25 protein-coding genes are annotated in these 24,125 nt (G+C 73.0%); 11 read left to right on the forward strand and 14 right to left on the reverse strand.

Annotated features, from left to right (window positions below):
- Positions 1-309: 309 nt before the first annotated feature.
- Complete coding sequence (locus tag ACGFXC_RS31495; protein WP_393718290.1) at positions 310-1,143, forward strand: trypsin-like serine peptidase; 834 nt, start codon at positions 310-312, stop codon at positions 1,141-1,143.
- 30 nt (positions 1,144-1,173) lie between these two features.
- Here the strand turns inward: ACGFXC_RS31495 and ACGFXC_RS31500 are convergent, their stop codons facing one another.
- The 7 genes from ACGFXC_RS31500 to ACGFXC_RS31530 form a co-directional block, all read right to left on the reverse strand.
- Positions 1,174-2,142 (reverse strand): hypothetical protein, encoded by a 969-nt coding sequence (locus tag ACGFXC_RS31500; protein ID WP_393718371.1) that lies wholly within the window; start codon positions 2,140-2,142, stop codon positions 1,174-1,176.
- Positions 2,143-2,245: 103 nt separating this feature from the next.
- Complete coding sequence (locus ACGFXC_RS31505) at positions 2,246-2,686, reverse strand: NUDIX hydrolase (protein ID WP_393718291.1); 441 nt, start codon at positions 2,684-2,686, stop codon at positions 2,246-2,248.
- A 96-nt stretch (positions 2,687-2,782) separates the two neighbouring features.
- Positions 2,783-3,112, reverse strand: coding sequence for a hypothetical protein (locus tag ACGFXC_RS31510; RefSeq protein ID WP_393718292.1), 330 nt, complete (start codon positions 3,110-3,112; stop codon positions 2,783-2,785).
- 205 nt (positions 3,113-3,317) lie between these two features.
- Positions 3,318-4,523 (reverse strand): ABC transporter permease, encoded by a 1,206-nt coding sequence (locus tag ACGFXC_RS31515; RefSeq protein ID WP_393718293.1) that lies wholly within the window; start codon positions 4,521-4,523, stop codon positions 3,318-3,320.
- On the reverse strand, positions 4,520-5,362 hold the full coding sequence (locus ACGFXC_RS31520; RefSeq protein ID WP_393718294.1) for an ABC transporter ATP-binding protein: 843 nt from the start codon (positions 5,360-5,362) through the stop codon (positions 4,520-4,522). The genes ACGFXC_RS31515 and ACGFXC_RS31520 overlap by 4 nt, the downstream gene beginning before the upstream one ends.
- On the reverse strand, positions 5,359-6,480 hold the full coding sequence (locus ACGFXC_RS31525) for a peptidoglycan-binding protein (RefSeq protein WP_393718295.1): 1,122 nt from the start codon (positions 6,478-6,480) through the stop codon (positions 5,359-5,361). The genes ACGFXC_RS31520 and ACGFXC_RS31525 overlap by 4 nt, the downstream gene beginning before the upstream one ends.
- The gene (locus ACGFXC_RS31530; protein WP_393718296.1) at positions 6,465-6,965 is read right to left on the reverse strand and encodes a hypothetical protein; all 501 of its coding nucleotides are present in this window, start codon (positions 6,963-6,965) and stop codon (positions 6,465-6,467) included. The genes ACGFXC_RS31525 and ACGFXC_RS31530 overlap by 16 nt, the downstream gene beginning before the upstream one ends.
- Positions 6,966-7,054: 89 nt before the next feature.
- Between ACGFXC_RS31530 and ACGFXC_RS31535 the strand changes: the two genes are divergently transcribed.
- The 3 genes from ACGFXC_RS31535 to ACGFXC_RS31545 all read left to right on the forward strand — a co-directional run bounded on the left by ACGFXC_RS31535 (position 7,055) and on the right by ACGFXC_RS31545 (position 9,863).
- The gene (locus tag ACGFXC_RS31535; RefSeq protein WP_393718297.1) at positions 7,055-7,756 is read left to right on the forward strand and encodes a response regulator transcription factor; all 702 of its coding nucleotides are present in this window, start codon (positions 7,055-7,057) and stop codon (positions 7,754-7,756) included.
- Entirely contained in the window at positions 7,753-8,961 is a 1,209-nt protein-coding gene (locus ACGFXC_RS31540; protein WP_393718298.1) for an ATP-binding protein, read from the forward strand. The genes ACGFXC_RS31535 and ACGFXC_RS31540 overlap by 4 nt, the downstream gene beginning before the upstream one ends.
- 71 nt (positions 8,962-9,032) lie before the next feature.
- Complete coding sequence (locus ACGFXC_RS31545; RefSeq protein ID WP_393718299.1) at positions 9,033-9,863, forward strand: L,D-transpeptidase family protein; 831 nt, start codon at positions 9,033-9,035, stop codon at positions 9,861-9,863.
- Here the strand turns inward: ACGFXC_RS31545 and ACGFXC_RS31550 are convergent.
- A complete protein-coding gene (locus tag ACGFXC_RS31550; protein ID WP_393718372.1) occupies positions 9,835-10,443 on the reverse strand; it encodes a hypothetical protein in 609 nt (202 codons plus the stop codon). The genes ACGFXC_RS31545 and ACGFXC_RS31550 overlap by 29 nt on opposite strands.
- 280 nt (positions 10,444-10,723) lie before the next feature.
- On the opposite strand from ACGFXC_RS31550, the gene ACGFXC_RS31555 reads away from it, so the two are divergent.
- From ACGFXC_RS31555 to ACGFXC_RS31580, 6 genes are all read left to right on the forward strand, one after another.
- Positions 10,724-11,671 carry an LLM class F420-dependent oxidoreductase gene (locus tag ACGFXC_RS31555; protein ID WP_393718300.1) on the forward strand — a complete coding sequence of 316 codons (948 nt, stop codon included), beginning with the start codon at positions 10,724-10,726 and terminating at the stop codon, positions 11,669-11,671.
- Between the two features lie 10 nt (positions 11,672-11,681).
- A complete protein-coding gene (locus ACGFXC_RS31560) occupies positions 11,682-12,467 on the forward strand; it encodes an SDR family NAD(P)-dependent oxidoreductase (RefSeq protein WP_393718301.1) in 786 nt (261 codons plus the stop codon).
- A gap of 131 nt (positions 12,468-12,598) precedes the next feature.
- Positions 12,599-13,720 carry an LLM class flavin-dependent oxidoreductase gene (locus tag ACGFXC_RS31565; RefSeq protein ID WP_351831204.1) on the forward strand — a complete coding sequence of 374 codons (1,122 nt, stop codon included), beginning with the start codon at positions 12,599-12,601 and terminating at the stop codon, positions 13,718-13,720.
- 180 nt (positions 13,721-13,900) lie between these two features.
- Entirely contained in the window at positions 13,901-15,640 is a 1,740-nt protein-coding gene (locus tag ACGFXC_RS31570) for an amidohydrolase family protein (protein ID WP_393718302.1), read from the forward strand.
- Positions 15,637-17,115: an aldehyde dehydrogenase family protein gene (locus ACGFXC_RS31575; RefSeq protein ID WP_393718303.1), complete on the forward strand. Its 1,479-nt coding sequence runs from the start codon at positions 15,637-15,639 to the stop codon at positions 17,113-17,115. The genes ACGFXC_RS31570 and ACGFXC_RS31575 overlap by 4 nt, the downstream gene beginning before the upstream one ends.
- Before the next feature lie 230 nt (positions 17,116-17,345).
- Positions 17,346-18,929, forward strand: a complete 1,584-nt coding sequence (locus ACGFXC_RS31580; RefSeq protein ID WP_393718304.1) for an APC family permease — start codon at positions 17,346-17,348, stop codon at positions 18,927-18,929.
- Positions 18,930-19,011: 82 nt separating this feature from the next.
- Here the strand turns inward: ACGFXC_RS31580 and ACGFXC_RS31585 are convergent, their stop codons facing one another.
- Both ACGFXC_RS31585 and ACGFXC_RS31590 read right to left on the reverse strand, forming a co-directional pair.
- Positions 19,012-19,353: a helix-turn-helix domain-containing protein gene (locus ACGFXC_RS31585; RefSeq protein ID WP_393718305.1), complete on the reverse strand. Its 342-nt coding sequence runs from the start codon at positions 19,351-19,353 to the stop codon at positions 19,012-19,014.
- The gene (locus ACGFXC_RS31590; RefSeq protein ID WP_393718306.1) at positions 19,350-19,643 is read right to left on the reverse strand and encodes a type II toxin-antitoxin system RelE/ParE family toxin; all 294 of its coding nucleotides are present in this window, start codon (positions 19,641-19,643) and stop codon (positions 19,350-19,352) included. Before ACGFXC_RS31590 ends, ACGFXC_RS31585 begins: the two co-directional genes overlap by 4 nt.
- A 132-nt stretch (positions 19,644-19,775) precedes the next feature.
- Here ACGFXC_RS31590 and ACGFXC_RS31595 point away from each other — a divergent pair, with 132 nt between their 5' ends.
- Complete coding sequence (locus ACGFXC_RS31595; protein WP_393718307.1) at positions 19,776-20,072, forward strand: hypothetical protein; 297 nt, start codon at positions 19,776-19,778, stop codon at positions 20,070-20,072.
- Between the two features lie 22 nt (positions 20,073-20,094).
- Here the strand turns inward: ACGFXC_RS31595 and ACGFXC_RS31600 are convergent, their stop codons facing one another.
- From ACGFXC_RS31600 to ACGFXC_RS31615, 4 genes are all read right to left on the reverse strand, one after another.
- Positions 20,095-20,493, reverse strand: a complete 399-nt coding sequence (locus ACGFXC_RS31600) for a VOC family protein (RefSeq protein ID WP_393718308.1) — start codon at positions 20,491-20,493, stop codon at positions 20,095-20,097.
- Between the two features lie 890 nt (positions 20,494-21,383).
- On the reverse strand, positions 21,384-23,252 hold the full coding sequence (locus tag ACGFXC_RS31605; protein ID WP_393718309.1) for a hypothetical protein: 1,869 nt from the start codon (positions 23,250-23,252) through the stop codon (positions 21,384-21,386).
- The gene (locus ACGFXC_RS31610) at positions 23,253-23,471 is read right to left on the reverse strand and encodes a hypothetical protein (RefSeq protein ID WP_393718310.1); all 219 of its coding nucleotides are present in this window, start codon (positions 23,469-23,471) and stop codon (positions 23,253-23,255) included.
- Between the two features lie 19 nt (positions 23,472-23,490).
- Complete coding sequence (locus ACGFXC_RS31615; protein ID WP_393718311.1) at positions 23,491-24,120, reverse strand: hypothetical protein; 630 nt, start codon at positions 24,118-24,120, stop codon at positions 23,491-23,493.
- Between the last annotated feature and the right edge of the window lie 5 nt (positions 24,121-24,125).

A 24,125-nucleotide genomic window follows, 5' to 3' on the forward strand; every position in this document is an offset into this window, starting at 1 on the left:
TGGCGTTCCGGGACGGGACGGCCGGTCAGGGGTGGCCGAAGGCCATCGCGAAGCGACGCGACGAAGGAGCGCCCTTGACGGGCCGGCCCGGCACGGAAGGACAGTGGACTGACGGGAAACCCCCGGCCGTTCCGCGAGACCGGCCGGGGGGCATCCCGCCGGGGTTCCCCCGCAGCCCCCCGGGCCGACCACCCGCCCCCACCCCCCGTCCACCGCCCCTCGTGCGGTCGTGGCGACACTCGATGACCTTGCACCCCACCCCGGGCGCGGGGCATGCTTCGCGGGGGTTGAGCGGGAGGGAACGTGGCGGTGGACAAGCGGACCGTGGTGACGGCTGTGCTGTGTGCGGTGGCCGCCCTCGGGGCCTCCGCGGCGATGGCCGAGCTGGTGCCCCCGCCCGACGGGGCCCGGGCCGCCGTCCGGGCCGAGCCGGCGACGCCGTCGGGCTCGCCCACGGGGCCGTCGCGCTCACAGGCCTCCAAGCCGCAGCTGGCCAAGCCCGCGCCGACCCCTGTGACCCCCAAGCCCGGCGGGCCCGCCGCCTTCACCGGCGCCCTGTTCACCGGCGGGCTGGACGGGGACCACTTCTGCACCGCCACCGTCGTCCGCAGCCCCGGCAAGAACCTCCTCATCACCGCCGGGCACTGCCTGATGGAGGGTGAGCAGGGCGGCGAGGACGGCGCCGTCTTCGCGCCCGCGTACGCGAACGGCGTGGCCCCGTACGGGACGTGGAAGATCGAGCACGTCTACGAGGACGAGCGCTGGGCCGAGGGCACCGACGACGACTACGACCTCGCCTTCGCCAGGGTCGCCCCCGACGACAAGGGGCGCAGGATCGAGGACGTCACCGGCGCCGCCCCCCTGGACACCTCCGGCCGCGCGGGCGAGGAGGTCACGGTGACGGGCTATCCCGCCGACCGCAAGGTCCCCCGGACCTGTACGGCCGTCGCCACCCGCCTCAGCCCGACGGAGCAGCGTTTCGACTGCGCCGACTTCCCGGGCGGCACCAGCGGCAGCGCCTGGATCGGCCGGGACGGGAAGGTCATCGGGATCCTGACGGGCGGGGACACGGACGACGTCTCCACCAGCACCGTCCTCGGCGATTACGCGGCGAAGCTCTACGCGAAGGCCACGGCCCGCTGACGAACGGCCCGCCCCCCGCGCCCCGGAGCCTCAGCGCCCCAGCGCCGACCGCAGGGTGAGGCCGTGGTGGCGGTGCAGCCGGTACGTCTCCCAGCACGCCAGCGCCGTGACCGAGACGGGCGCGCCCAGCACGAACACCAGCCGCGCGGCGAACGGCACCTCCGCGTAGTTCCCGCTGACGAGGTCCGCCACCGCCATCTCCCACACCAGGGCGGTGGCGAGCGCGGGCGGGAGCAGCTCGTGGACGTCCGCGGTGCGGAAGACGTGGACGAGCGAGAGCCCGATGCCGTAGAGCGCGAAGCCGAGCGACCACAGGCACATCAGCCCCATGACGATCTTGCCCGGCAGTCCGACCGCGTCGCGCAGCCCCTGGGTCTCTTCGGTGACGGCGAGCGGGAAGGTGGCCATCGAGGCCATCAGGGCCAGGACGGCGCCGAGGGGGCGCAGGGCCCGCTTGAGGTAATCGCGCCGCAGCCGGCCGCGGGCGGCGGCGGCGAAGGCGCCGACCAGCAGGGGGAGGGTGCAGGCCAGGACGAGGGTGCTGTTCCAGCTCTGGTCGAGGCGGTCTTGGGCGGCCGCGCCGGCGCCGTCGGCCGGGTCGGTGACGGCCGAGTACGAGAGGGTCAGCGCGAGCCAGGCGGCGAACCCCAACACCGTGCGCCACAGCTGGAGCTTGCGCACCAGGGGGTCCGTGACGACGCCGGGGCGCGAGGGGCGGAACGCGCGCTGGGCGGCGTACAGCGGGTTGAAGACGAAGCGGGCGATCCGCCGGCCCCGCGACGGGGGCGGGGGTGGCGGCGCCGCGTAGGGGTTGGCCTGCGCGGGGACTCCGTACGGCCCGGGCGCGTAACCGGGCCGCGGAGGCCCGCCGTACGGACCCGGGGCATAGGGACCCGGTGCGTACGGGCCCGGGGCGTAGGGACCCGGTGCGTACGGGCCGGAGGGTCCCCCGGGCGGGGGTCCGCCGGCCGGGTCCGGGTGCTCGTCCCCCGTGTGCATGCTCACGCCTTCTCCCCGTGGTGCCGTGTGGTCGGGCTCCCGCAGGGTAGCGGCGCTGGCGGCCGGCCGTCAGCCGGGTCCGTCCGGCCGGCCCGCCGGGCGGTTACGCCAGCAGGCCCAGGTGGACCGGTGCGGCCGGGGCTTCGGTGAGCAGGTCCGCCAGCCGCGGCGGCCACAGGGGTTCGCCGAGGGTGGCCAGGCGCTGCGGGGAGAGCCACTGCCAGTGGATGCCGGGGGCTTCGAGCCGCGGTTCGCGCTGCGGGCCGGTGGTGACGTAGATGTGCTCGTGCTGGCGGACCGGGATGCCCTGGTGGGTGAAGTCGTGCTCCCAGGTGCACAGCAGCCGCTGCGGTTCGAGGTCGGTCCACCCGGTTTCCTCGCGCAACTCGCGGCGCACGCACTCCTCGGGGCTCTCGCCCGGGTCGATCCCGCCGCCCGGGGGCAGCCAGTGGATGCCGACTTCGATGTTGTTCTCCCGGAAGAGGAACACCGATCCGCCGGGGGAGAGGACGACGATGCGCGCTGCCTGACGAGGAGTTCTCATCATTTGAGGGTACGTCCGGGGGCCCCTGCGGCGGGAGGGGTCGGGCCGCTCCCGCCGCACGGCCGCAGCCGGGGGCGAACGCCGCGCCGGGCGGGGTCAGATGGTCACGCAGATGCCGTCCTCGATGGTGCGGCCGTCGCGCTCCAGGCCGCCGCAGACGAGCTTGGCTCCGGCCTGCTCGTACCCGACGGCCCAGCGGTGCGAGGCGGCGGTGACCCGGCCGGAGCGGAACTCGCCCCAGTAGGCGCGCAGCACACCGGGGTTGCCGTCGCGGGTCTGGACGGTGATGTCCTGCACGAAGCGGTTGTGGTGCGCCGTCATGACGCAGATGTACCGGCCGCACTGGCTGTTGACCTCGGCGCTGGCGGGCGGAGCGGCGGCGAAGGCGAGGGCGACGGCGGCGAGCAGGGTCGCGGACTTCCGCATGACTGATCCTCCTGGTCGGGTCGGCCGCCTGGGCAAGGCGTGCGGCCGGCCCGACCAGTCATAGCGTCCCGGGGCCCCGAGGGGGGAGGTTCGGGCGGGCATTTCCCCTGATCAGGTGGCCTTTGCTGTCTGATCATGGGACCGGCGCGCCCGCAGTGTCGTTTCTCCCCGACGCCGCGCCCCGTCCTCCCGTCCCGCCTGCGGGCTACGCCGCCTGGAGGGCCAGCGTCGGGGAGAGGCGGGCCGCGCGGACCGCCGGGTAGAGGCCCGCGACGGTGCCGATGGCCAGGGTGGCCGCGAAGCCGCCCGTGACCGCCCACAGGGGGACCACCCAGGGGAGGTCGCCCGCCCGGGCGTAGATCCCGGTGGCGGCCCCGCCGAGCGCGATGCCGGCCAGGCCCCCGAGTCCGGAGAGCAGCAGCGACTCGGTGACGAACTGGATCCGGATCTGCCCCTTGGTGGCGCCGAGTGAGCGGCGCAGGCCGATCTCGTGGCGGCGTTCCAGCACCGAGATGATCATGGTGTTGGCGACGCCGACCCCGCCCACCAGCAGGGCGATCCCGCCCAGCCCGAGCAACAGCGTGCTGAACGCGCCCTCCGTGGCCGCCTTCGCCTGGAGCGCCGCCGACGGGTCCGTCACCGACACCGCGCTCGGGGTCTGGGGGTTGGCGCTGGGCGCCATCAGCCTGCGGACCTCCGCCACCCGGTCGTCCGCCGAACGCTCGTAGACCGCCGTCGGGTGGCCGTCGAAGTCCAGCAGCCCGGTCGCCGCCTCCCAGCCGATCAGCGCCGAGCGCTCGATCTCCGGGGCCAGCGCGACCGGCTCCAGGATGCCGACCACCGTGAAGTAGCGGCCGCCGATGAAGACCTGCTGTCCCGGCGCGGTGATGCCCAGGCGCTGCGCCGAGACGTGCCCGAGCACCACCGCGGGGTAGCGGCCGTTGGCGGCGTTCAGCCAGGTGCCGCTGCGCACGCCGGCCCGCAGCGTGCCGAGCAGGTCGTCCTTGACGGCCTTCAGGGCGATGCCGCCCGTCTCCCCGGCCGGGATGTTCTCCGACCGGCGCACGGACTGCGCCACGTCCCCCGTCGTACCGACCGACTCGACGCCCTCGATGCGGGCGATCATGCCGGGGGCCTCCGGGGGCAGCTTGGTGTCCTGCCCCGTGAACATGGACTGGCCGGGGGTGGCCACCAGCATGTTCGTGCCCAGCTTGTCGAGTTCCCGCAGGAGCTTGGCCTGGCTGGACGAAGAGATCCCGACGACCGCGATCATCGTCGCGATGCCGATGGCGATGCCGAGGGCGGAGAGGAAGACCCGCATCGGGCGCGAGCGCAGCCCCGCCGAACCGGCGTGCAGGACGTCGCGGGGCGAGAGCCGGGGCGGCCTCAGCCGCGTACGGGCCCTGCTCACGCCGCCTCCGTTCCGGGGCGGTTCCACACGTCCGCCACGACCTCGCCGTCCCGGATGCGGACCTGACGGGGCAGGGCCGCGGCGATCTCGGTGTCGTGCGTGATCACCGCGATGGTGGCGCCGTCCTCGTTCAGCTCGTGCAGCAGCTCCATCACGGACCGGCCCGAGGCCGTGTCCAGGGCTCCGGTCGGCTCGTCGGCCAGCAGCAGGTCCGGTTCGCCCGCCACCGCCCGGGCGATGGCCACCCGCTGCTTCTGGCCGCCCGACAGTTCGTGCGGCCGGTGGTCCATCCGGTCCCCGAGGCCGACCCGCTCCAGGGCCCGCTCCGCCCGGCGCCCGCGTTCGCCGCGCGAGAGCCCGGAGTACAGCAGGCCCTCGGCGACGTTCGCCCGGGCGCTGAGGCCCGGCACCAGGTGGAAGGACTGGAAGACGAAGCCGACGTGGCGCGAGCGCAGGGCCGACAGGGCCCGGTCGGACAGGGTCGCCACGTCGTGCCCGGCGATGGCGACGCGGCCCGCGGTCGGCCGGTCCAGGGTGCCGACGATGTGCAGCAGGGTGGACTTGCCGGAGCCCGACGGGCCGACGATGGCGAGGAGTTCCCCGCTCAGGACGGTCAGGTCCACCCCGCGCAGGGCCGCGACCCCGCCGGGGTACTCCTTGGTGACCCCGGCCAGTTCGACGACGGGATGCCCGTGACGGGCGCCGCCCCGCGCACCCCCGCGCGGGGCGCTCGCGTCGAGCGCGGTGGTCGGGGTGGTCGCGTCGAGCGGGTCGAGCGGGTCGAGCGGGGCGGACGGATCCTGCGGGCTGTGGGGGCCGTACCGGCCGGGCGCCGTCATATCTTCGGCACCCCCACCCGCATGCCGTCCTTCAGGTCCCCGCCGGTCACCTCGACCCGGCCGTTGCCGAACATGCCGAGCTCCACCCGTACGTCGCGCGCCCGGCCGCCCTCGACGACCTGGACGCCGAAGCCGCCGCCGGGCAGGGCCAGCAGCGCGTTGACGGGGACCGACAGCACGCCGGTGCGCGTCTCGCCGGTCAGCGACACCGACACCGGGGACTGGTCCGGGCCCTTGACGTCGCCCGGGCTGTCGAAGACGACGCTCACCTCGACCTTCGCCTTCTTGTCGCCGCCACCGCCGCCACCGCCCCCGCCGCCCGCGCCGCCGTTCTGGTCGTCGGGGCCGGCCGTGCCGCCCACCGAGTCGATCTTGCCCGGTGCGCCGGCGCCGTCCGGGAGGCGTACGGTCACCTTGTCGCCGGTCTTCGCCGAGCCCGCCTTCGCCGCCTCCAGCTGGAGGCGGACGATCCGCTCGGTGCCGGTGACCGTGAGCACCGGCTTCCCGGGACCCGGCTCGTCACCCACCGCGGCGTCGTTCCGCTTGACCCGCTGCGGGCCCGCCGCGAAGGCGATGTCCTCCTTGGCGACCTCACCCGACTCCGTCACCTTGTGGGCCTTCTGCCAGCGCTTGACCGCCGCCGTCGTGCCCGCCGTGAAGGTGGCGTCCGAGGCGTCCAGGCCCGTCCCGTAACCGAGTGCCACCAGGTTCCGCTTGAGCTGCTTGACGTCTTCGCCCTTGTCACCGGCCTTCAGCGGCCGGTACATCGGCACGGCCCCGTACATCAGCCGCACCGGCTTCCCGTTGACGTCGTAGAGGCGCCCGTCCCGCTCGACCGCCGAGCCCTCCGGCGCGGTCCAGGTCAGCACCCCCGGGCCGGACGCGCTCAGCTTGCGCTCCTGCGCGTAGCCGAGCGTGCCGTCCACCTGGATCCCGGTGGACAGGTCCCCGCGCCGCACCGGCGCCGTCTCGGGCGGCAGCCCGTCGGTGCGCTGCTGGCGTTCGCCGCCCTGCGCGGGCCGGTCGAGGACGGCGTAGCCGCCGCCCGAGACGGCCAGGACCACGGCGAGGGAGCCGAGCAGCCATGCGCCGCGCCGGGCCATCAGGCCGCTTCGCACTTCTTCTGGGCCTCCTCGAAGGCCTTCTCCTGCCCCTTGGGGATCTCGGTGGCGCTCTTCATGCCGCCGTTGTAGGTGGGGTCCTTGAGCTCCACGCCGTTCTTGCGCATGCACTGGATCCAGCGCAGTTCCTTGTCCTTCTCCTCCTGCGTGGGCTCCTTGCCCGAGCCGGGGGCCTGCATCCCGCAGGCCTTCATGGCCTCCCCCATCTTCTGCGGGTCCGCCCCGCCGCCGAGCGTCATGCCCCGCGGGTCCTGGCCGGGCTCGGGGTCGGGGGCGTCGATGCCGTGGTCGCGCAGGCACTTGCGCACCTTGAGCGCGTTGTCGGCGTCGGCGCCGCCGGCCCCGCCGCCGCCGCTCGCCGAGCTGGTCCCGCCGCTCCCGCCGTCCTTCTCGTCCGACGCCCCGCCGTTGGTGCAGGCGGTGACGAACAGGGTCAGGCCGGTGAGGAACGCGGCCGTGGTCATCGTCAGGGATCGCTTCATGGGCCCGAGGGTGCGGGAAAGGGGGGTTTCGCTTCCCTCTCGCAGGCCGCTTACAACGGCGAAATGTCCTCCTGCTGTAGAGAGGACGGATGCGAGTACTGGTGGTGGAGGACGAGGAGTTCCTCCGGGAGATGATCGCCGAGGGGCTGCGCCGCGATGCGCTGGCCGTCGACGAGGCGGGCGACGGCCTGGAGGCGCTCAACCGGCTGCGCCTGGGCGACTACGACGTCCTCGTCCTCGACCGCGACCTGCCCGGCCTGCACGGGGACGAGGTCTGCCGCCAGGTGGTGCGCGAGGGGCTGCTGACCCGTGTGCTGATGCTGACCGCCTCGGGGACCGTACGGGACCGGGTGGAGGGGCTCGGCCTCGGCGCCGACGACTACCTCACCAAGCCCTTCGCCTACGACGAGCTCCTCGCGCGGGTCCTGGCGCTGGGGCGGCGCACCCGCCCGGCGCTGCCGCCGGTCCTGGAGCGCGCCGGGCTCGCCCTGGACACCGCGCGGCGCTCCGCGTCCCGCGACGGGCACCGGCTCGCGCTGTCGCGCAAGGAGTTCGCGGTGCTGGAGGCGCTGCTGCGGGCGCAGGGGGCGGTGCTGAGCAGCGACGACCTGATCGAGCAGGTGTGGGAGCAGGACACCGCCTACAGCACCAACGCCGTCCGGGTCACCCTCAGCAAGCTGCGCGCCAAGCTCGGCGAGCCCCCGCTGATCGAGACGGTGCCGGGGGCGGGCTACCGGATCGCGACGGCGGCCCCGGGCGGTACCGGCCCGCAGAGCGCCGGTCCGCGATGAGAGCGGTGCTCCATTCCGAGCGCGCCCGGCTCACCGCCCTCTACGGAACGCTGCTGCTCCTCGCGGGCGGCGGCCTGGTCGCGCTGGTCAACGTACTGCTGCGCAAGGGCCTGGGCGGGCGCGTCGCAGGCGCGGTCACCACCGTCATGCCCGGCATCCGGCTCGACGCGGACGGCACGGTCCCGCCCCACGAACCGGCCCGCAAACTGCCGCCCGGTACCACCCCCGCCCCGGCGGAGGTCGCGCAGTGGCAGGCCACCAAGGACCTCTCGGACGCGGTCTCCCGGGCCACGCTCCAGGAGCTGACCCTCGTCTCCCTCATCGCGCTCGCCCTCTTCGCCGTCCTCTCCGCCTGGCTGGCCTGGTGGATGGCGGGCCGCGTGCTGCGCCCCGTCGCCGTGATCACCGAGACGGCCCGCCGGCTGTCCGGGGTGAACCTGCACGAGCGGATCGCCCTCCAGGCGCCGCCCGGCGAGCTCAAGCGGCTCGCCGACACCTTCGACGGGATGCTCGACCGGATGGAGGACCTGGTCGGGGCGCAGCGCCGGTTCGCGGCCAACGCCGCCCACGAGCTGCGCACCCCGCTCGCCGTGCAGCGGGCAGCCGCCGAGATCGGGCTGGCCGGGGAGCCGGAGCCGGCGAAGGTGGCGCGGATCCGGGAGCGGCTCATCGCGGTGGCCGACTCCAGCGAGCACATGGTGGAGTCGCTGCTGCTGCTGGCCGTCTCCGAGGAGGGGCTGGAGTCGGCCCGGCCGGTGGACGTGGCGGAGCTGGCGGCGGCGGAGCTGGCGGCCGTGCGGGAGGAGGCGGCGGCCGCGGGGGTGGACGCCGTGGGCGACTTCGGGCCGCTGACGGTGAGCGGCGACGGCGCCCTGCTGGGCCATCTCGTGCGCAACCTGCTGGCCAACGCGGTCCGCCACAACCGCGCGGGCGGCCGGCTGCGCGTGTCGACCGCCCCGGGCGGGGTGCTGACGGTGTCCAACACCGGGCCGCCGATAGAGCCGTCGGAGGTGCCGGGGCTGCTGGAGCCGTTCCGCCGCCGAGCGGAGCGCCGTCACACGGCGGGCGAGGGCGCGGGCCTGGGGCTGTCGATCGTCGCCTCGATCGCCCGGGCGCACGGCGCCGGCCTGCGGGCCGAGGCCAATCCGGCCCCCGACGGCGGCCTGACGATCAGGGTCCGTTTCCGGCCGTCGGCGGGCAGTTAGCGGGGTCCCGGCGCGCTCGTGGGGGCGGGAGTTCGGCGGGAACGAAGATCGGCTCCTGTACGGTCGGGGCAATGAGCAAGCACGCCCGAGCCCGTTCCCGTTCCCGGGGCAGCACCCGTCCGCGCTCCCGCTCCGCCGCCCGCCGGCCGAGGGCGCTGACCGTGGTGGCCACCGTCGGCCTGCTGGCGTTCGGCGCCGGCTGGGTGCACGCGCTGCACGAGCAGCCGGGCGCGCCCGTCCCGGCGGCCCGTGCGGACGCCCGCCCGCAGAGCAAGGACCGGGCGGCCCGCGACGCCCACCGTCCGGATCCCCGCCAGGGCCTGCCCGTCACCCTCGGCGACGCGGCCCGGGCCGAGATCCCCGCGGAGTCGCGGCAGCTGGTGCTGGTCACCGGCAAGGCGAAGGACTCCTCGGAGTCCACCGTCACCTTCTACACCCGCACCGCCGCGGGCGCCGAGTGGACCCCCGCCGCGCAGTGGCCCGCCCGCAACGGTGCCAAGGGCTGGTCCACGGGGCGTTCGTACGGGGACCTGACCTCCCCCGAGGGCGTGTTCTCCCTCACGGACGCGGGCGGCCTGCTGGCGCCCCCGTCCGGCACGAAGCTCCCGTACGACCGGGATCCGGCCTTCGTGGCGAGCGGCCGGGGCGTGAACGGCGAATCCCTCGCCGGCTCCTTCGACTACGTCGTGGCGATCGACTACAACCGCAGGCAGGGCGTGTCTCCGCTCGACCCGGCGAAGCCGGACGGCGAGGACAAGGGCGGCAACATCTGGCTCCACGTGGACCACGACGGCCCCTCCCAGGGCTGTGTGGGCATCCCGAAGGAGGCGATGGAGAAGCTCCTGGCGACCCTGGACCCGGCCGCGCACCCGGTCATCGCGATGGGTCCGCCCGGCTTCTGAGCAGCAGTGCGATGTAGGCGAGGTCGAAGACCGAGCACAGCACGCCCAGGCCGAGGACGAAGCCGGACCCCTCCAGCACCCCGAACAGCAGGGTCGGCGCCAGCGTGCCCGGCCATTTGGCGACGGCGATGAGCAGCGACTGCCCGCGCGGGCCCTGCCGGGCGGCGTAGAGGGAGATGAACAGGCCGGACATCAGCAGGTTCTGCAGGAACGCCGAGTAGCGGGTGGCGTCGTGCGTCCCGAAGTGGGCGAGGAAGAGCCACTGGACGGCGAAGGCCGTCGCGAAGAGCAGCCCGCTCCAGGCGGCGAACAGCGGCCGGGTCACGAAGCCGGGCAGTTCGGCGCGGCCGTGGCGCAGGTACGTCCAGATGATCACCGTGTCGGCGAGGGCCCACACGACGTTGACCACGCCCTGGGCGGAGGGGCCGCCGCGCAGCTCGACGACGGCGTAGGTGGCCTCCCAGGCGAAGTTCAGCGCGAGCGCGGCCACCGGCACCGCGTACGTCCGGTCGCGCAGCCCGACCCGGATCGCCTCCAGGTACACGAGGGTCCAGGCGAGCCCGCTGATGAGCGTGAGCATCAGTTCCACGCGCGCACCCTAGGCCCGGAGCGGTCCGTTCGGAACGGGGAGCGGGTGCCGGGCACGGATCCGCCGGGCCCGGACACCCGTCGGGCGCAGCGCGGGTCAGTGGCCGTGGCCGCCCCACCCCTTGCCTGACGACCCGTCAGCTACGACGATGGCCCGGCACACGGCGCCCGTGAGACGGCGCCCGCACCACGGCCGGCCCCACGACCGGCCCACCACGCCGGCCCCACGACCGGCACCACGATCCGGCAGACGAAGGCGAGGCGGGCCCGGCATGGCACGCGTGTTTCCGGAAGGCCGGCTGGCGTACGGGATGCAGCTTCCCGTCCAGTCGCAGAGCACCATCTACGCCGAGCCCTGGGAGGCCTCGGCCGGCGCGGCCGACCTCGCCGAGGTGGCCAGGGCCGCCGACCGGGCGGGCTTCGGCTACCTCGCCACCTGCGACCACGTGGCGATCCCGCGCCGCCTCGCCGGTCCCATGAGCACCGTCTGGTACGACCCGGTCGCCACCCTGGCCTTCCTGGCCGGGATCACCGAGCGGGTGCGGCTGCTGAGCCACGTCGCCATCGTCGGCCTGCGCCACCCGCTGGTCACCGCCAAGCAGTACGCGACCCTCGACCACCTCAGCGGCGGCCGCCTGGTCCTCGGGGTCGGCGCCGGGCACGTCCAGGAGGAGTTCGAGGTGCTCGGCGTGGACTTCGCGCGCCGCGGGGCGGTCCTCGACGAGAGCCTCGACGCCCTGCGCGCCGCCCTCGGGCCCGAGGAGTACCCGGAGTTCGAGGGGGAGCTGTTCTCCTTCAAGGGCCTCGGCCAGCTGCCCCGGCCCGCCCAGGCGCGGATCCCCGTCTGGGTCGGCGGCTCCTCGCCCGCCGCCGTCCGCCGGGCCGCCGTGCGCGGCGACGGCTGGCTCCCGCAGGGCGACCCGCGGGAGAAGCTGCCGGAGCAGATCGCCCGGCTGCGCGCGCTGCGGGAGGCGGCCGGGGTGGCGGACCCCGTCGAGATCGGCGCGATCACCGAGGCGCTGTACGTCGGCGAGCCCGGCTGGGACACCGGCCGCCGGGCCCTGACCGGCAAGGCGGAGGTGCTCGCGGAGTCGCTGCGGGAGTACCGGGCGCTGGGCGTGGACCAGATCCAGGTCCGCTTCCGCAGCCGCGACCGGGCCGAGCTGATCGACCAGATCACCGCCTTCGGGGCCGAAGTGGCCCCCCTCCTCAACGACTAGGAGCACGGTCATGGGCAAGCTGGACGGGCGCGTCGTCATCGTCACCGGTGCGGCGCGCGGCCAGGGCGAGCAGGAGGCCCGGCTCTTCGCCGCCGAGGGCGCGAGGGTGCTGCTGGGCGACGTACTGGACGAGCAGGGCGGCGCCGTCGCGAAGGAGCTGGGGGAGGACCGGGCGCGGTACGTGCGCCTGGACGTGACCCGGGAGGAGGACTGGGCGGCCGCCGTCGCCGCCGCGAAGGAGGCCTTCGGCCCCGTCACCGGCCTGGTCAACAACGCGGGCATCCTGCGCTTCAACGAGCTGACGGCGACCCCGCTGGAGGAGTTCCGGCAGGTCATCGAGGTCAATCAGGTGGGTGCCTTCCTCGGGATCAAGGCGGTGGCGCCCGAGATCGCCGCGGCCGGCGGCGGGACCATCGTGAACACCTCCTCGTACACGGGGCTGACGGGCATGGCGTACGTGGGCGCGTACGCGGCGACGAAGGCGGCGATCCTCGGGCTGACCCGGGTGGCGGCGCTGGAGCTGGCGGCGAAGAACATCCGGGTCAACGCCATGTGCCCGGGGGCGGTGGACACCCCGATGGCCAATCCCGGCCTGCTGGACCCGGACGGGATGACGGACGAGGCCCGCGGGGCGATGGCGGAGCTCTACCGGCGGGTGGTGCCGCTCGGGCGGGTGGGCCGGCCGGAGGAGATCGCCCGCCTGGCCCTGTTCCTGACCGGCGACGACTCCTCGTACATCACCGGCCAGCCGTTCGTCGTGGACGGCGGCTGGATGGCCGGGGTGAGCATCCTCTGACCCCGCTCCCCCTGTTTCTGATGGACCGTCAGCTCAGCTGGGCGCGGGTATTGACGCCCCCGCCCGGCGGTGGAACAGTCGGACCCATCGAATCTGACGACATGTCAGAAACCTAAGGACGGTGAACCCCCTTGGAATTCGGGCTCTTCGTGCAGGGATACGTGCCCCAGGCGCGGTCCAAGGTCGACCCCGAGGCGGAGCACAAGGCGCTGCTCGAGGAGACCGAGTACGTCATCCAGGCCGACCAGTCCGGCTTCAAGTACGCCTGGGCCTCCGAGCACCACTTCCTGGAGGAGTACTCCCACCTCTCGGCGAACGAGGTCTTCCTCGGCTACCTCGCCGCGGCGACCGAACGCATCCACCTCGGCTCCGGCATCTTCAACCCCCTCGCGCCGGTCAACCACCCGGTGAAGGTGGCCGAGAAGGTCACCATGCTCGACCACCTCTCCAAGGGCCGCTTCGAGTTCGGCACCGGACGCGGGGCGGGCAGCCACGAGATCCTCGGCTTCATGCCCGGCATCACGGACATGAACCACACCAAGGAGATCTGGGAGGAGACCATCGCCGAGTTCCCCAAGATGTTCCTCCAGGAGGAGTACGAGGGGTTCCAGGGCAAGCACTGGTCGCTGCCCCCGCGGAAGGTCTTCCCGAAGCCGTACGGCAAGGCGCACCCGGCCATGTGGTACGCGGCGGGCTCGCCGGCCTCGTACGCGATGGCGGCGAAGAAGGGCCTGGGGGTGCTCGGCTTCAGCGTCCAGAAGGTCTCGGACATGGAGTGGGTGCTCGACCAGTACAAGACGGCGATCCGGGAGGCGAAGGCGATCGGTGCCTTCGTCAACGACAACGTGATGGTCACCTCGACGGCGATCTGCGCCGAGACCCACGAGAAGGCGGTCGAGATCGCGGTCAACGCGAACATGAACCGCTTCCAGTCGCTGGTCTTCCGCTACCACGACACCTTCCCGCGGCCGGAGGCGATCCCGCAGTGGCCGGAGACCCTGCCGGAGTACAACGCGGAGATCATCGAACTCCTCATCGCGGAGGAGCTGCTGATCTGCGGTGACCCGTCGGAGGTACGGGCCCAGTGCAAGCGGTGGGAGCAGGCGGGCGCGGACCAGCTGTCCTTCGGCCTGCCGACGGGCGTCTCCAAGGAGGACACGCTGACCACGATCAAGCTGATCGGCGAACACGTCATCCCCCACATCGACACCGACCCGGTCCACCGCACGACCCGCTTCCGCCAGTCCGCCTGACCCCCGGGGGCCCTCCGACCCCCCGCCGCGGCGGCGTCTTCCCGGACCGCCGCCCGGCAGGGCACCGCGTCGGGCCGGGGCGGGCGGCAGCGGCCTGCCCCCGCCCCGGCCCGACGCGCACACCCCCGGAGCCCCCTCCGGGGCCGCCGGAATCCCGAACCACCCAGGAGGGGAACCGTCATGCTCGACCACCTCATCCGCGGAGCGACCCTCGTCGACGGCACCGGCGCCCCCGCGCGCCCCGCGGACATCGGCATCCGGGACGGCCGGATCGCCGTCGTCGCCGCCCCCGGCACCGTCACCGAGGAGGCCCGCACGAGCGAGGACGCGACCGGGCTCGTGCTGACCCCCGGCTTCGTCGACCCCCACACCCACTACGACGCCCAGCTGTTCTGGGACCCGTACGCCACCCCCTCCATGAACCACGGCGTCACCACCGTCGCGGGCGGCAACTGCGGCTTCACCCTGGCCCCGCTCAACCCGGCCCGCCCCGAGGACGCCGACTACACGCGCCGCATGATGAGCAAGGTCGAGGGGATGGCCCTCAAGGCCCTGGAGGAGGGCGTCGACTGGTCCTGGTCCACCTTCGGGGAGTACCTCGACGCCCTGGAGGGCCGCATCGCGGTCAACGCGGGCTTCATGGTCGGCCACTGCGCCCTGCGCCGCCACGTCATGGGCGAGGCGGCGGTCGGCGGGCAGCCCACCCCCGAGCAGCTCCGGCGGATGCTCGACCTCTTCCACGAGGCCATGGACGCCGGCGCCTGGGGCCTGTCCACCACCCAGTCCTCCACCCACTCCGACGGCGACGGCGCCCCCGTCGCCTCCCGCCACGCCCTGCCCGCCGAACTCCTCGCGCTCTCCCGCGCCGTCGCCGACCACGAGGGCACCCAGCTCGAAGCGATCGTCGCGGGCTGCCTGGACCAGTTCTCCGACGCCGAGATCGACCTGTTCGTCGACATGAGCGCCGCCGCCGGCCGCCCGCTGAACTGGAACGTCCTCACCATCGACGCCGCCGTCCCCGAACGGGTCCCGCGCCAGCTGCTCGCCAGCGAGCGGGCCCGCGCCGCGGGCGGCCGGATCGTGGCGCTGACCATGCCGATCCTGACCCCCATGAACATGTCGCTGCGCACCTTCTGCGCGCTGAACCTCATCCCCGGCTGGGGCGAGGTGCTCGCCCTGCCCGTCCCCGAGCGGATCGAGCGGCTGCGCGACGCCGGGGTGCGCGCCGAGCTGCTGCGCCGCGCCGACAGCAAGGAGGCGGGCGTCTTCCGGCGCCTGGCCGACTTCGGGCGGTACGTCATCGGGGACACGTACAGCAAGGAGAACGAGGGCCTCTCGGGCCGGGTCGTGGGGGAGATCGCCGCCGAGCGCGGCCAGGACGCCTTCCACTGCCTCGTCGAGATCTGCGCCAACGACGACCTGCGCACGGTGCTGTGGCCCATGCCCACCGACAACGACCCGGCCAGCTGGGCGCTGCGCGCCCGGACCTGGGAGCACGAGGACGTGATGCTGGGCGGCTCGGACGCCGGCGCGCACCTGGACCGGATGTGCGGGGCCCCGTACACGACCCGGTTCCTCGGCGACTGCCTGCGCGGCCGCAAGCTGGTCCCGCTCGAAGCGGCGGTGAAGATGCTGACGGACGACCCGGCGCGGCTGTTCGGGCTGCGCGAGCGCGGCCGGATCACCGAGGGCTTCCACGCGGACCTGGTCCTCTTCGATCCGGAGCGGATCGAGGCCGGGCCGGCGACGCTCGTGCACGACCTGCCGGGGGACAGCCCGCGCCTGGACGCCCGTGCCATCGGGATCGTCTCGGTCCGGGTCAACGGCGTGGAGACCATCCGCGACGACGAGGTGACGGGGGCGGTCCCGGGGACCGTGCTCCGTTCGGGCCGGGACACGAGGACGGTGAGCACCCGATGAGCCAGGCGCCCCAGAAGCTCTACGTCGGCGGCGAGTGGGTGGAGCCCGCGGGCGGCCACTACGAGGTGATCGACCCGGCGGACGAGTCCGTCGTCGGGCTGGCCCCCGAGGCCTCCCGGGCCCAGGTCGAGGAGGCGGCGCGGGCCGCTTCGGAGGCCTTCGGCGCCTGGTCGCGCACGGAGCCGCGGGAGCGGGCCGCGATCCTGGACCGGGCCGCCGACATCATGCAGCGGGAGTTCGAGCCGTGGGCGGAGCTCGCGCGGGCCGAGACGGGCGCGCCGGTGGGCATCGCGCGGGGGATGCAGGTGGGCGTGGGGGTGTCCCGCTTCCGGCGGTACGCGCGCGGCGCGCTGGAGCCGGTGGAGCGCGGGCTGCCCCCGCAGGTGACCGAGGCCGGTCCGATGGGGCGGGCGAGCGTGCTGGGGGCGCTGGAGGTGCGCCAGCCGGTCGGGGTGGTCACCTGCATCACCTCGTACAACAACCCGTGGGCGAATCCGGCGGGGAAGGTGGCCCCGGCCCTGGCCATGGGGAACACGGTGGTGGTCAAGCCGGCGCCGCAGGATCCGCTGTCGGTGTTCAAGATGGCCGAGGCGCTGCACGAGGCGGGGGTGCCGGCCGGGGTGGTGAACGTGGTGTCGGGCGCTTCGGCGGAGGCCGGCGAGGCGGCGGTGGATTCCCCGTACGTGGACATGGTGTCCTTCACCGGGTCCACGGGGGTCGGGCAGCGCATCGCCGAGGTGTGCGGCCGGAGCATGAAGCGGCAGCTGATGGAGCTCGGCGGCAAGGGGGCGGCGGTCGTCCTGGCGGACGCCGATCTGGACGCGGCGGTGCTGGGCATCGGTACGACGTTCTCCTTCTACTCGGGGCAGATCTGCACCGCGCCGACGCGGGTGATCGTGCACCGGTCGGTGTACGCGGAGCTGGTGGAGAAGCTGACCGGTTACCTGGCCTTCATGAAGGTGGGCGATCCGCGGGAGCGGGGCACGGTGGTGGGGCCGGTGATCTCGGCGGCGCACCGGGACCGGGTGGAGTCGTACGTGGAGCTGGGCCGCAAGGAGGGGGCGCGGATCGCGTACGGCGGGGAGCGGCCGGTGGTCGGGGACGGCCGCGGGTTCTACGTGGCGCCGACGCTGCTGGTCGACTGCACGAGCGACATGCGGGTGGTCCGGGAGGAGATCTTCGGGCCGGTGGTCGTGGTCGTCCCCTTCGACGGGGAGGGGCAGGAGGCGGAGGACGAGGCGGTCCGGCTGGCCAACGACAGCGATTTCGGGCTGCTGAGCTACGTCTGGTCGGGGGACGCGGCCCGCGCTTTCCGTGTCGCGCGGCGGCTGAGGGCCGGCGGGGTCGGGGTGAACACGATCGGCCGGAACATGGAAGCGCCGTTCGGCGGGTTCAAGCGGAGCGGTGTGGGGCGGGACGTGGGCTCGTACGCGCTGCACGCATACAGCGAAATCCAGTCGATCGTATGGGCTTGACCAAAAGTTGAACCGGAAAGTTTGAAAAGCCTCAAAACGGACACTGCTGCGGTTTCCGCATGGCGAAAGCGAAGCTCCGGGCCCGCCGAAACGATGATCGGCGGGCCCGTGAACCTTGCATTACGAGCTCGTTAACTCTCTCGACCTCAAGATTCCAGGGATTTTGGGGTCTTTGGATCCGGACTTAAGTCCTCCGAATGTGGAAACCGCACCGTCTAACGTCCTGACACATGACACAGCTGGACGTTCGGCCGCAGGTCGGAGACACGGTAAGCGGCGTCGCCCGGGGCCAGGGTCAGGGCGACGGCGAGGTCCGCGGCAAGGGCCTCGGCAAGGGGTCCGTCGGCCTGGTGGGCAGCGCGGTCATCGGCATCTCCACCGTCGCCCCCGTCTACTGCCTGACCTCGACCCTCGGCTCCACCGCCGGCGAGGTGGGCATCCACATGCCCGCCGTCTTCCTGGCCGGGTTCCTCCCGATGCTGCTGGTCGCCTTCGCCTACCGCGAGCTCAACAAGGCCATGCCGGACTGCGGCACCTCCTTCACCTGGACCGTCAAGGCCTTCGGCCCGCGGATCGGCTGGATGTGCGGCTGGGGCCTGGTGATCGCCACGATCATCGTGCTGTCCAACCTGGCCGGCGTCGCCACGTCCTACTTCTGGCTGCTCGCGGGCGAGATCACGAACAACCCCTCGATCGCGGACCTGGACGGCAACAAGGCCGTCCACATCGCCACCTGCCTCACCCTGATCGCCGCCGCGACCGCCATCAGCTACCGCGGCATGACCGCCACCAAGGGCGTCCAGTACACCCTCGTCGGCCTCCAGCTCGCGGTCCTCGCCCTGTTCGTCGCCATGGCGCTCCAGAAGGCCTCCGCCGGAAGCTTCGGCACCGGCCTGGACTTCTCGTGGGAGTGGATGAACCCCTTCGCGGTCGGCTCCATGGGCTCCTTCACCGCCGGGCTCTCCCTCTCGATCTTCATGTACTGGGGCTGGGACGCATGCCTGGCCACCAACGAGGAGACCACCGGCTCCGCCAAGACCCCCGGCCGCGCCTCGCTCATCGCGATGGTCGTCCTGGTCGGCTCCTACCTGGCCACCGGCGTCGCCGCCCAGATGGCCGTCGGCTCCGGCACCTCCGGCCTCGGCCTCGGCAACCCGGAGACCTCCGGCAACGTCTTCGCCGCCCTCGCCGGTCCCGTCATGGGCCCCGTCCTCGGCATCCTGCTCTTCGTCGCCGTCCTCGCCTCGGCCACCGCCTCCCTGCAGACCACCTTCATCCCGGTGGCCCGCACGGTCCTGGCCATGTCCACCTACGAGGCCCTGCCCGCCTCCTACGCCCGGGTGCACCCCAAGTTCAAGACCCCGGGCCGCGCCACCGTCATGGCGGGCGCCGCGACCGGCGCGTTCTACACCGTCATGACCCTGGTCAGCGAGAACGTCCTCACCGACACGATCTTCGCGCTCGGCCTGATGATCTGCTTCTACTACTCGCTGACGGCCTTCGCCTGCGCCTGGTACTTCCGCGGCGAGCTGCGCGACTCCGTCCGCAGCCTGCTCTTCAAGGGCGTCTTCCCGGTCCTGGGCGGGCTGCTCCTCGCGGCGGTCTTCTTCAAGACCCTGACCGACGCCTGGGACCCCTCCTACGGCTCGGGCTCCTCCATCCCCGGCCTCGGCGTCGGCAGCGTCTTCGTCATCGGCGTCGGCCTGCTGGCCCTCGGCCTGGTCATCATGCTCGTCCTCCAGCGCCGCACCCCGGCCTTCTTCCGCGGCGAGGTCCTCACCAAGGCCACCCCGTCCCTGGTCGTCCAGGACTGACCCCCGGCCCCGCCCGCCCCGGCCCCGCCCGCCCCGCCCCGGACCCGCTCCGGGGCGGCGGCCGTTCCTCTGGCGGCCCCGTTCACCCGAGGACGTACTGCTCGTCTCCGAACTCGGCCACGATCCTCAGCCTGCCGCCGAGGGCTCGGACATAAGCGGCGAGGGTTTCGACCTCGCTGCGTTCCAGCTCTCCGTTCTCGATCCGGGAGACGCGCGCCTGGGTCACCCCCATGGCTTCGGCCACCTGGACCTGTGTCGTGTGCTGGCGCTTGCGCACCTCCGCCAGCCGGTGAGCACGGACGACGGCGATCATCTCCGCCGCTCCGCGGTCGATGTCCTCCTGCTCGGCAGGGGAGAAGCCGAACTCGTCGACGAGATCGTCCCAGCGTGCGGCCCCGGGGGGGCCGTCGGGCGTCTGGCTCATGCGGTGTCCTCCTCCAGTTGCTTCAGGTAATCCTCGTACGCCTTCTCGGCCCGGGGTACCGCGGACCGATACCAGCCGCGCCAGTCGCCGGCTTTGTCGCCTCCGACGAGGAACACCGCCCGCCGCAGTGGGTCGAAGACGAACAGGAGCCGGACCTCGGTGGCACCTGCGGAACCCGGCCGTAGCTCCTTGAGGGCCTTGCTGATCTGGATGAGAGTGGGGCGGTCACCCTGGCGGAGACTGTGCAGCCAGGACAAAGCGGGCTCCACGACGATCACTTCCCAGTCCACGGACCTTCCCTTCGAGTATGACGGGTGTGGCATATTACGCAAGCGTCATAATCGGGGGTCGGTGCGTGGAGGGAGCTCACACCAAAGAGGGTGTGGGGTGACCCGGCGTACGGCGGGGTCGTTGGGCGGGGCATGACTGCCATGAAGCGCACCCTCACCGCCCTGCTGCTGTCCGGCGGCGCCGCCCTCGCCCTCACCCCCGCCGTCGCGCACGCCGCCGACGGGGACGCACAGCCCGCCGTGGCGCCGATCGCCAAGCGCGTCGGCGACATCGTCGACCACCCCGGGCACGCCGTACAGGACACGAAGACCGCCGTCGGGGTGACCGCCCAGGCGGCCGGCGCCGCCTCCCAGGCCGCCGACACCTCCCTCACCGGCGCCGGCTCCGCCCTGACGGCCGGACTCCCCAGCACCCCGAAGGCGGGCTGACCGGCGCGCTCGGGGGCGCCGCTCAGCCCCAGGTGCGGGAGCAGAGCACCAGCCGGTAGCCGTCCGGGTCGGCGACGGTGACCCCGTACTCGTCCCAGTACGGGTTGTGGGAGGCCACCCGGGTCCCGCCGCACTCGACCAGCCGCCGCACGAGCGCCTCGTCGGGGGCTTCCCCGAGGTAGACCACGAACAGGTCGTCCACGGTCGGCGTCGGCGCCAGCGGGCTGTCCGGGTCCCGGGTCAGCTCGAAGTGCCAGCCGCCGCCGGCCGGGCCGACCATCACGAGGTCGTGCTCCCCGGGCACGTGCCCGCTGGTGCGCCACAGGACGTCGAGCCCGAGCCCGTCGACGTAGAACCGCTCGGCGGCGGCGAGGTCGAGCGAGGGCCGCGCGACCCTGATGTGGGTGTTGGCAGTGATCATGCGGGGAGGCTACGTCCGCCGGGCGGGGCGGGGGAGTGGCGGGGTGCAGTGGATCCGGATCAGGGAGGGTTTGGCGGTCTCCCGTCCGTCTCATCGTCCTTCCGCGTCGGGCCGGTCCCTCAAGGGCGCTCCCTTCGGTCGCGTCGCTTCGCGATGGCCTTCGGCCACCCTTGACCGACCGTCCCGCCACGGAAAAACGAAGACTCCCGGGAAACCCCCAAAAGAACGGTCACGGGGCAGTGGACATGTCCTGCCCTCGTCAGGGACCCTCGACCCCTCCCCGCCAGACCCAACCGGGCAACCGGGCCGTGCGCCTGCCTCATCCCCGTCCGGGCGGCCAGACCACCCGAAACAGCGACACGACGACCCTGCGAGCACGGCAGAAGCCCCCGCGCGCAGCAGATCGCCATCCCCTTCGCTCGGCTTGGCGTCTGCGGACCGTCCGTGGCCGTACATAAGCCGCCCATGGCCGCCAGTTGCCTGGTGTGATCGTGCGTCTGCGGCTTGGTGGAGCGAGAGAGCGACGCAGGTGGCTTTTCCTGCGGTCGACACAGGTGGGTCTTCTTGCGGTCGACGCAGGTGGGTCTTCTTGCGGTCTGGGGCCGGTTGGCTTCTGCCGGGGGTCAGTCGCCCGTCGAGCAGGGGCATTTCGCTGCCTTGGGCGGCTTATGTCCAGCCACGGGCGGGCCGCAGACGCCAAGCCGGGCGAAGCGCGTGGCGATCTGACGCGCCCAACCTCCCGGTGAGGTGTTGTGGTCGCTGTTTCGGGTGGTCTGGCGGGGCCCGGCCCCTCGTTCTCTTCTCTGACGGGCCCGGGCATGCTCCGTCCCCCCTGCCGTTTCCCTGGGGGCTTCCCGGCAGTCTTTGGCGTTTCGTGGCGGGACGGTCGGTCAAGGGTGGCCGAAGGCCATCGCGAAGCGACGCGACGAAGGAGCGCCCTTGAGGGACCGGCCCGACGCGGAAGGACAGTGGACTGACGGGCAGCCCCCAGCGCCCCTCCGGCTCCCTCGGGGGTGCACCGCCCACCCCCGGCCCCGTCCGCCGCCGTGAAAAGCAGGTGCGTCCGCCCTCGCACGCCGCCTAGCTTGAGGCGGATGAGCAGCGACTATCCATTCGCCGACGGGTACAACCTCGTCTGGGACCTGAGCGGCTTCGGCGATGCGGACGAGGAGTTGGTCGAGTCCGTGACCCTGGACCGGGACCAGTTCCTGGAGATACGGAACCTGTTCGTGCTCGGTGACGATCCCTGGATGGTGGCGGGCGAGTACCGGGTGGCCCCCGGGATATGGGCCCGCGTCCGCAGCGCCGTGCCGGGAGTCCGCTTCCAGCGCGACGCGGAGTACTTCCTCGGCGCCCGTCAGGCCCTGCCTGACGGGCGCTTCTGGCGTCCGGCCCGGGGCGAACGGGCCCCGGGGCCGGTGCCGCCCCCGTAGGGGCGCCACCGGCCCCCGGCCGGGAGGCCTCCGGGTCAGCGGCGGCCGATCACCCCGGCGAACGCGGCCAGGGAGACCGTTCCGGCCTTCTTCGCCGCCGTTCCCACCCGCGCCCCAGTTGCCGATGGACTGCCCGTAGTTGGCGGTCAGCGCGCTGCCAGCGGCCACGTTCTTCGGATCGGCCATGTCGGCGCCGGTCGTCATCTCCACGACCACCGGCACCTGGGTGGACAGGTTGACGGAACCTTGGAGCACCTTGCCGCTGAGCTTGCCCGCGGTGGTGGACGCCCCGACGGCCTTGGCGCCCTTGGTGCCCAGGTAGTTGAAGACGGCGGAGGCTTCCGAGGCGCCCGTGCCGCCGGTCGTGGCGAGGAAGGACCTGCCCGCCGCCTTGGAGACCACGCTCGCCTTGGTCACGGCCTTGGCTCCGGTGCCTATGGTCTTCATCGCCGTCCGGCCCGCCTTGAGGCCCTTGGCGACCGCGCCGACCCCGGGCAGCGCGGCGAGCGCGTCCGCGCCCAGACCGACGATGGTCATCGCGTCCCAGTCGCCCTTGATGGCCGCGTCGACGGTGTGCGCGCCGAGCGAGGCGATGGCGGTGACGGCGGCGATCGGGCCCGCGATCGGGGTCAGCACCGGGATCAGGGCGAGGACGCCCGCGACCGCCGAGACGACGCCCAGTACGTCCCCGAGGAAGCCCCAGAACCCGCCGCCCGCCTCCTCGGCCGCCCGGCGGGCCGCCTCCGCCTTGAGCCACTCGAACTCGGCGCCCCGGGTCTCGATCAGCCGGGTGAACTCCCGGTCCGTCAGCAGGCACTGGAGCTGGAGCTCTGCCTGGAGGGCCAGGGCCATGTCGAGGATGTCCCACAGCTCGGCGTTCTTGATCCACTCGCGCGGATAGCCGTTGTCCTTGAGCCGCCAGTGCTCACAGCTGAACGAGATGCCGCCCATGGCCAGGGAGGCGCTGTAGCCGATGTTGCGGGCCACGGCCGGGTGCTGGAAGGCCATCGCGCCCTGTACGGCCACCCCGGAAGCGGTGGTCATCGGGCGCTGGTAGCTGGTCCGGTAGCCGTAGGCGAGCTGCTCGTCCGTCGGCTCGGGTGCGGCCTCAGCCTCGCCGCCCGCGGACTTCCGCTGCTCGCGTAACTGCTCCACCAGGGCGGTGCGGACGTCTTCGGGGAAGTCGTCGAACCGGTGCTCCTCCAGGGCCTTGCGGGTGCGCTCCGGGAGTCCGTACACGAACCGGCGGTACTCCTTCGCCGCCTCCGGGTCCTCGGCCAGCAGCCGGCCCAGCTCCTCGTCGACCCGGCTGAGCGCGGCGAGCACCTAGCCGCGCTGGAAGACGAACATCCGGAGCAGCTGGTCGATCTTGTAGCGCTCGACGTCCGTGAGGGCGCCGGGGTCCCAGCCCCAGATCTTCATGGCCGAGGACTCGTCACCGGTGTACATGTTCAGCTCGGAGTGCACGGCCCAGACCAGGTTGTCCGCGCCCGGGCTGTACAGCAGGTTGTAGAGGCTGTGCTGCAGCCGGTACTCGATCTTCATGGCGGTCGTCCCCCGGGTCTCAGGCCGCGTCGGCGGTGTCGAAGGTGATGGTGCGGCAGACCTCGGCGAGGATCTCCACACAGGACTCCCACTCGGCGAGGTTCTCGGTGGCGATGGCGAAGTCGGCCATGGCCAGCCGGCCCGGGATCGGCACGAAGGCGTGCAGCTGGCGGACCACGGTGGCCCCGCCGCCGTCCCCGAGCAGGTTGACGGGCCGCTCCACCTTGCGTTCCTCGGTCAGCAGCACCGCCGGTCCCGCGCCCAGGACGACCACGCCGACCTCGGCCTCCGGGTAGAGGGCGCCCATGGTGCGGGCGAGGCGGTGCACGGTGTTCTCGTTGGACAGCTCGCTGGGGCGGGCGGTCACGGTGAGGATCGCCGAGGCCAGCGTGGCCTGCGGGTTCTCCTTGGTCGGGCCGTAGAGCAGGGTGCCCGCGTAGACCGCGCCGGCCGCCGAGAGCAGTTCGTACATGGACTGCTGGGTCAGCACGGCGTGCGCGATGTCCGCGTCCGAGGGGCGCGGGTCGACCATGTTCAGCCGGTCGATGAGCCGGTTGGTGTTGATCTCGGCGGAGACCGTGAAGTCGATGTCGGTGAACGCCTCGGGCACCTGGAAGCTCAGGGGCAGATCGATTTTCGTGTCAGCCACGGCAG

The organism is Streptomyces sp. NPDC048507 (assembly GCF_043199995.1).
Classification (GTDB): domain Bacteria; phylum Actinomycetota; class Actinomycetes; order Streptomycetales; family Streptomycetaceae; genus Streptomyces.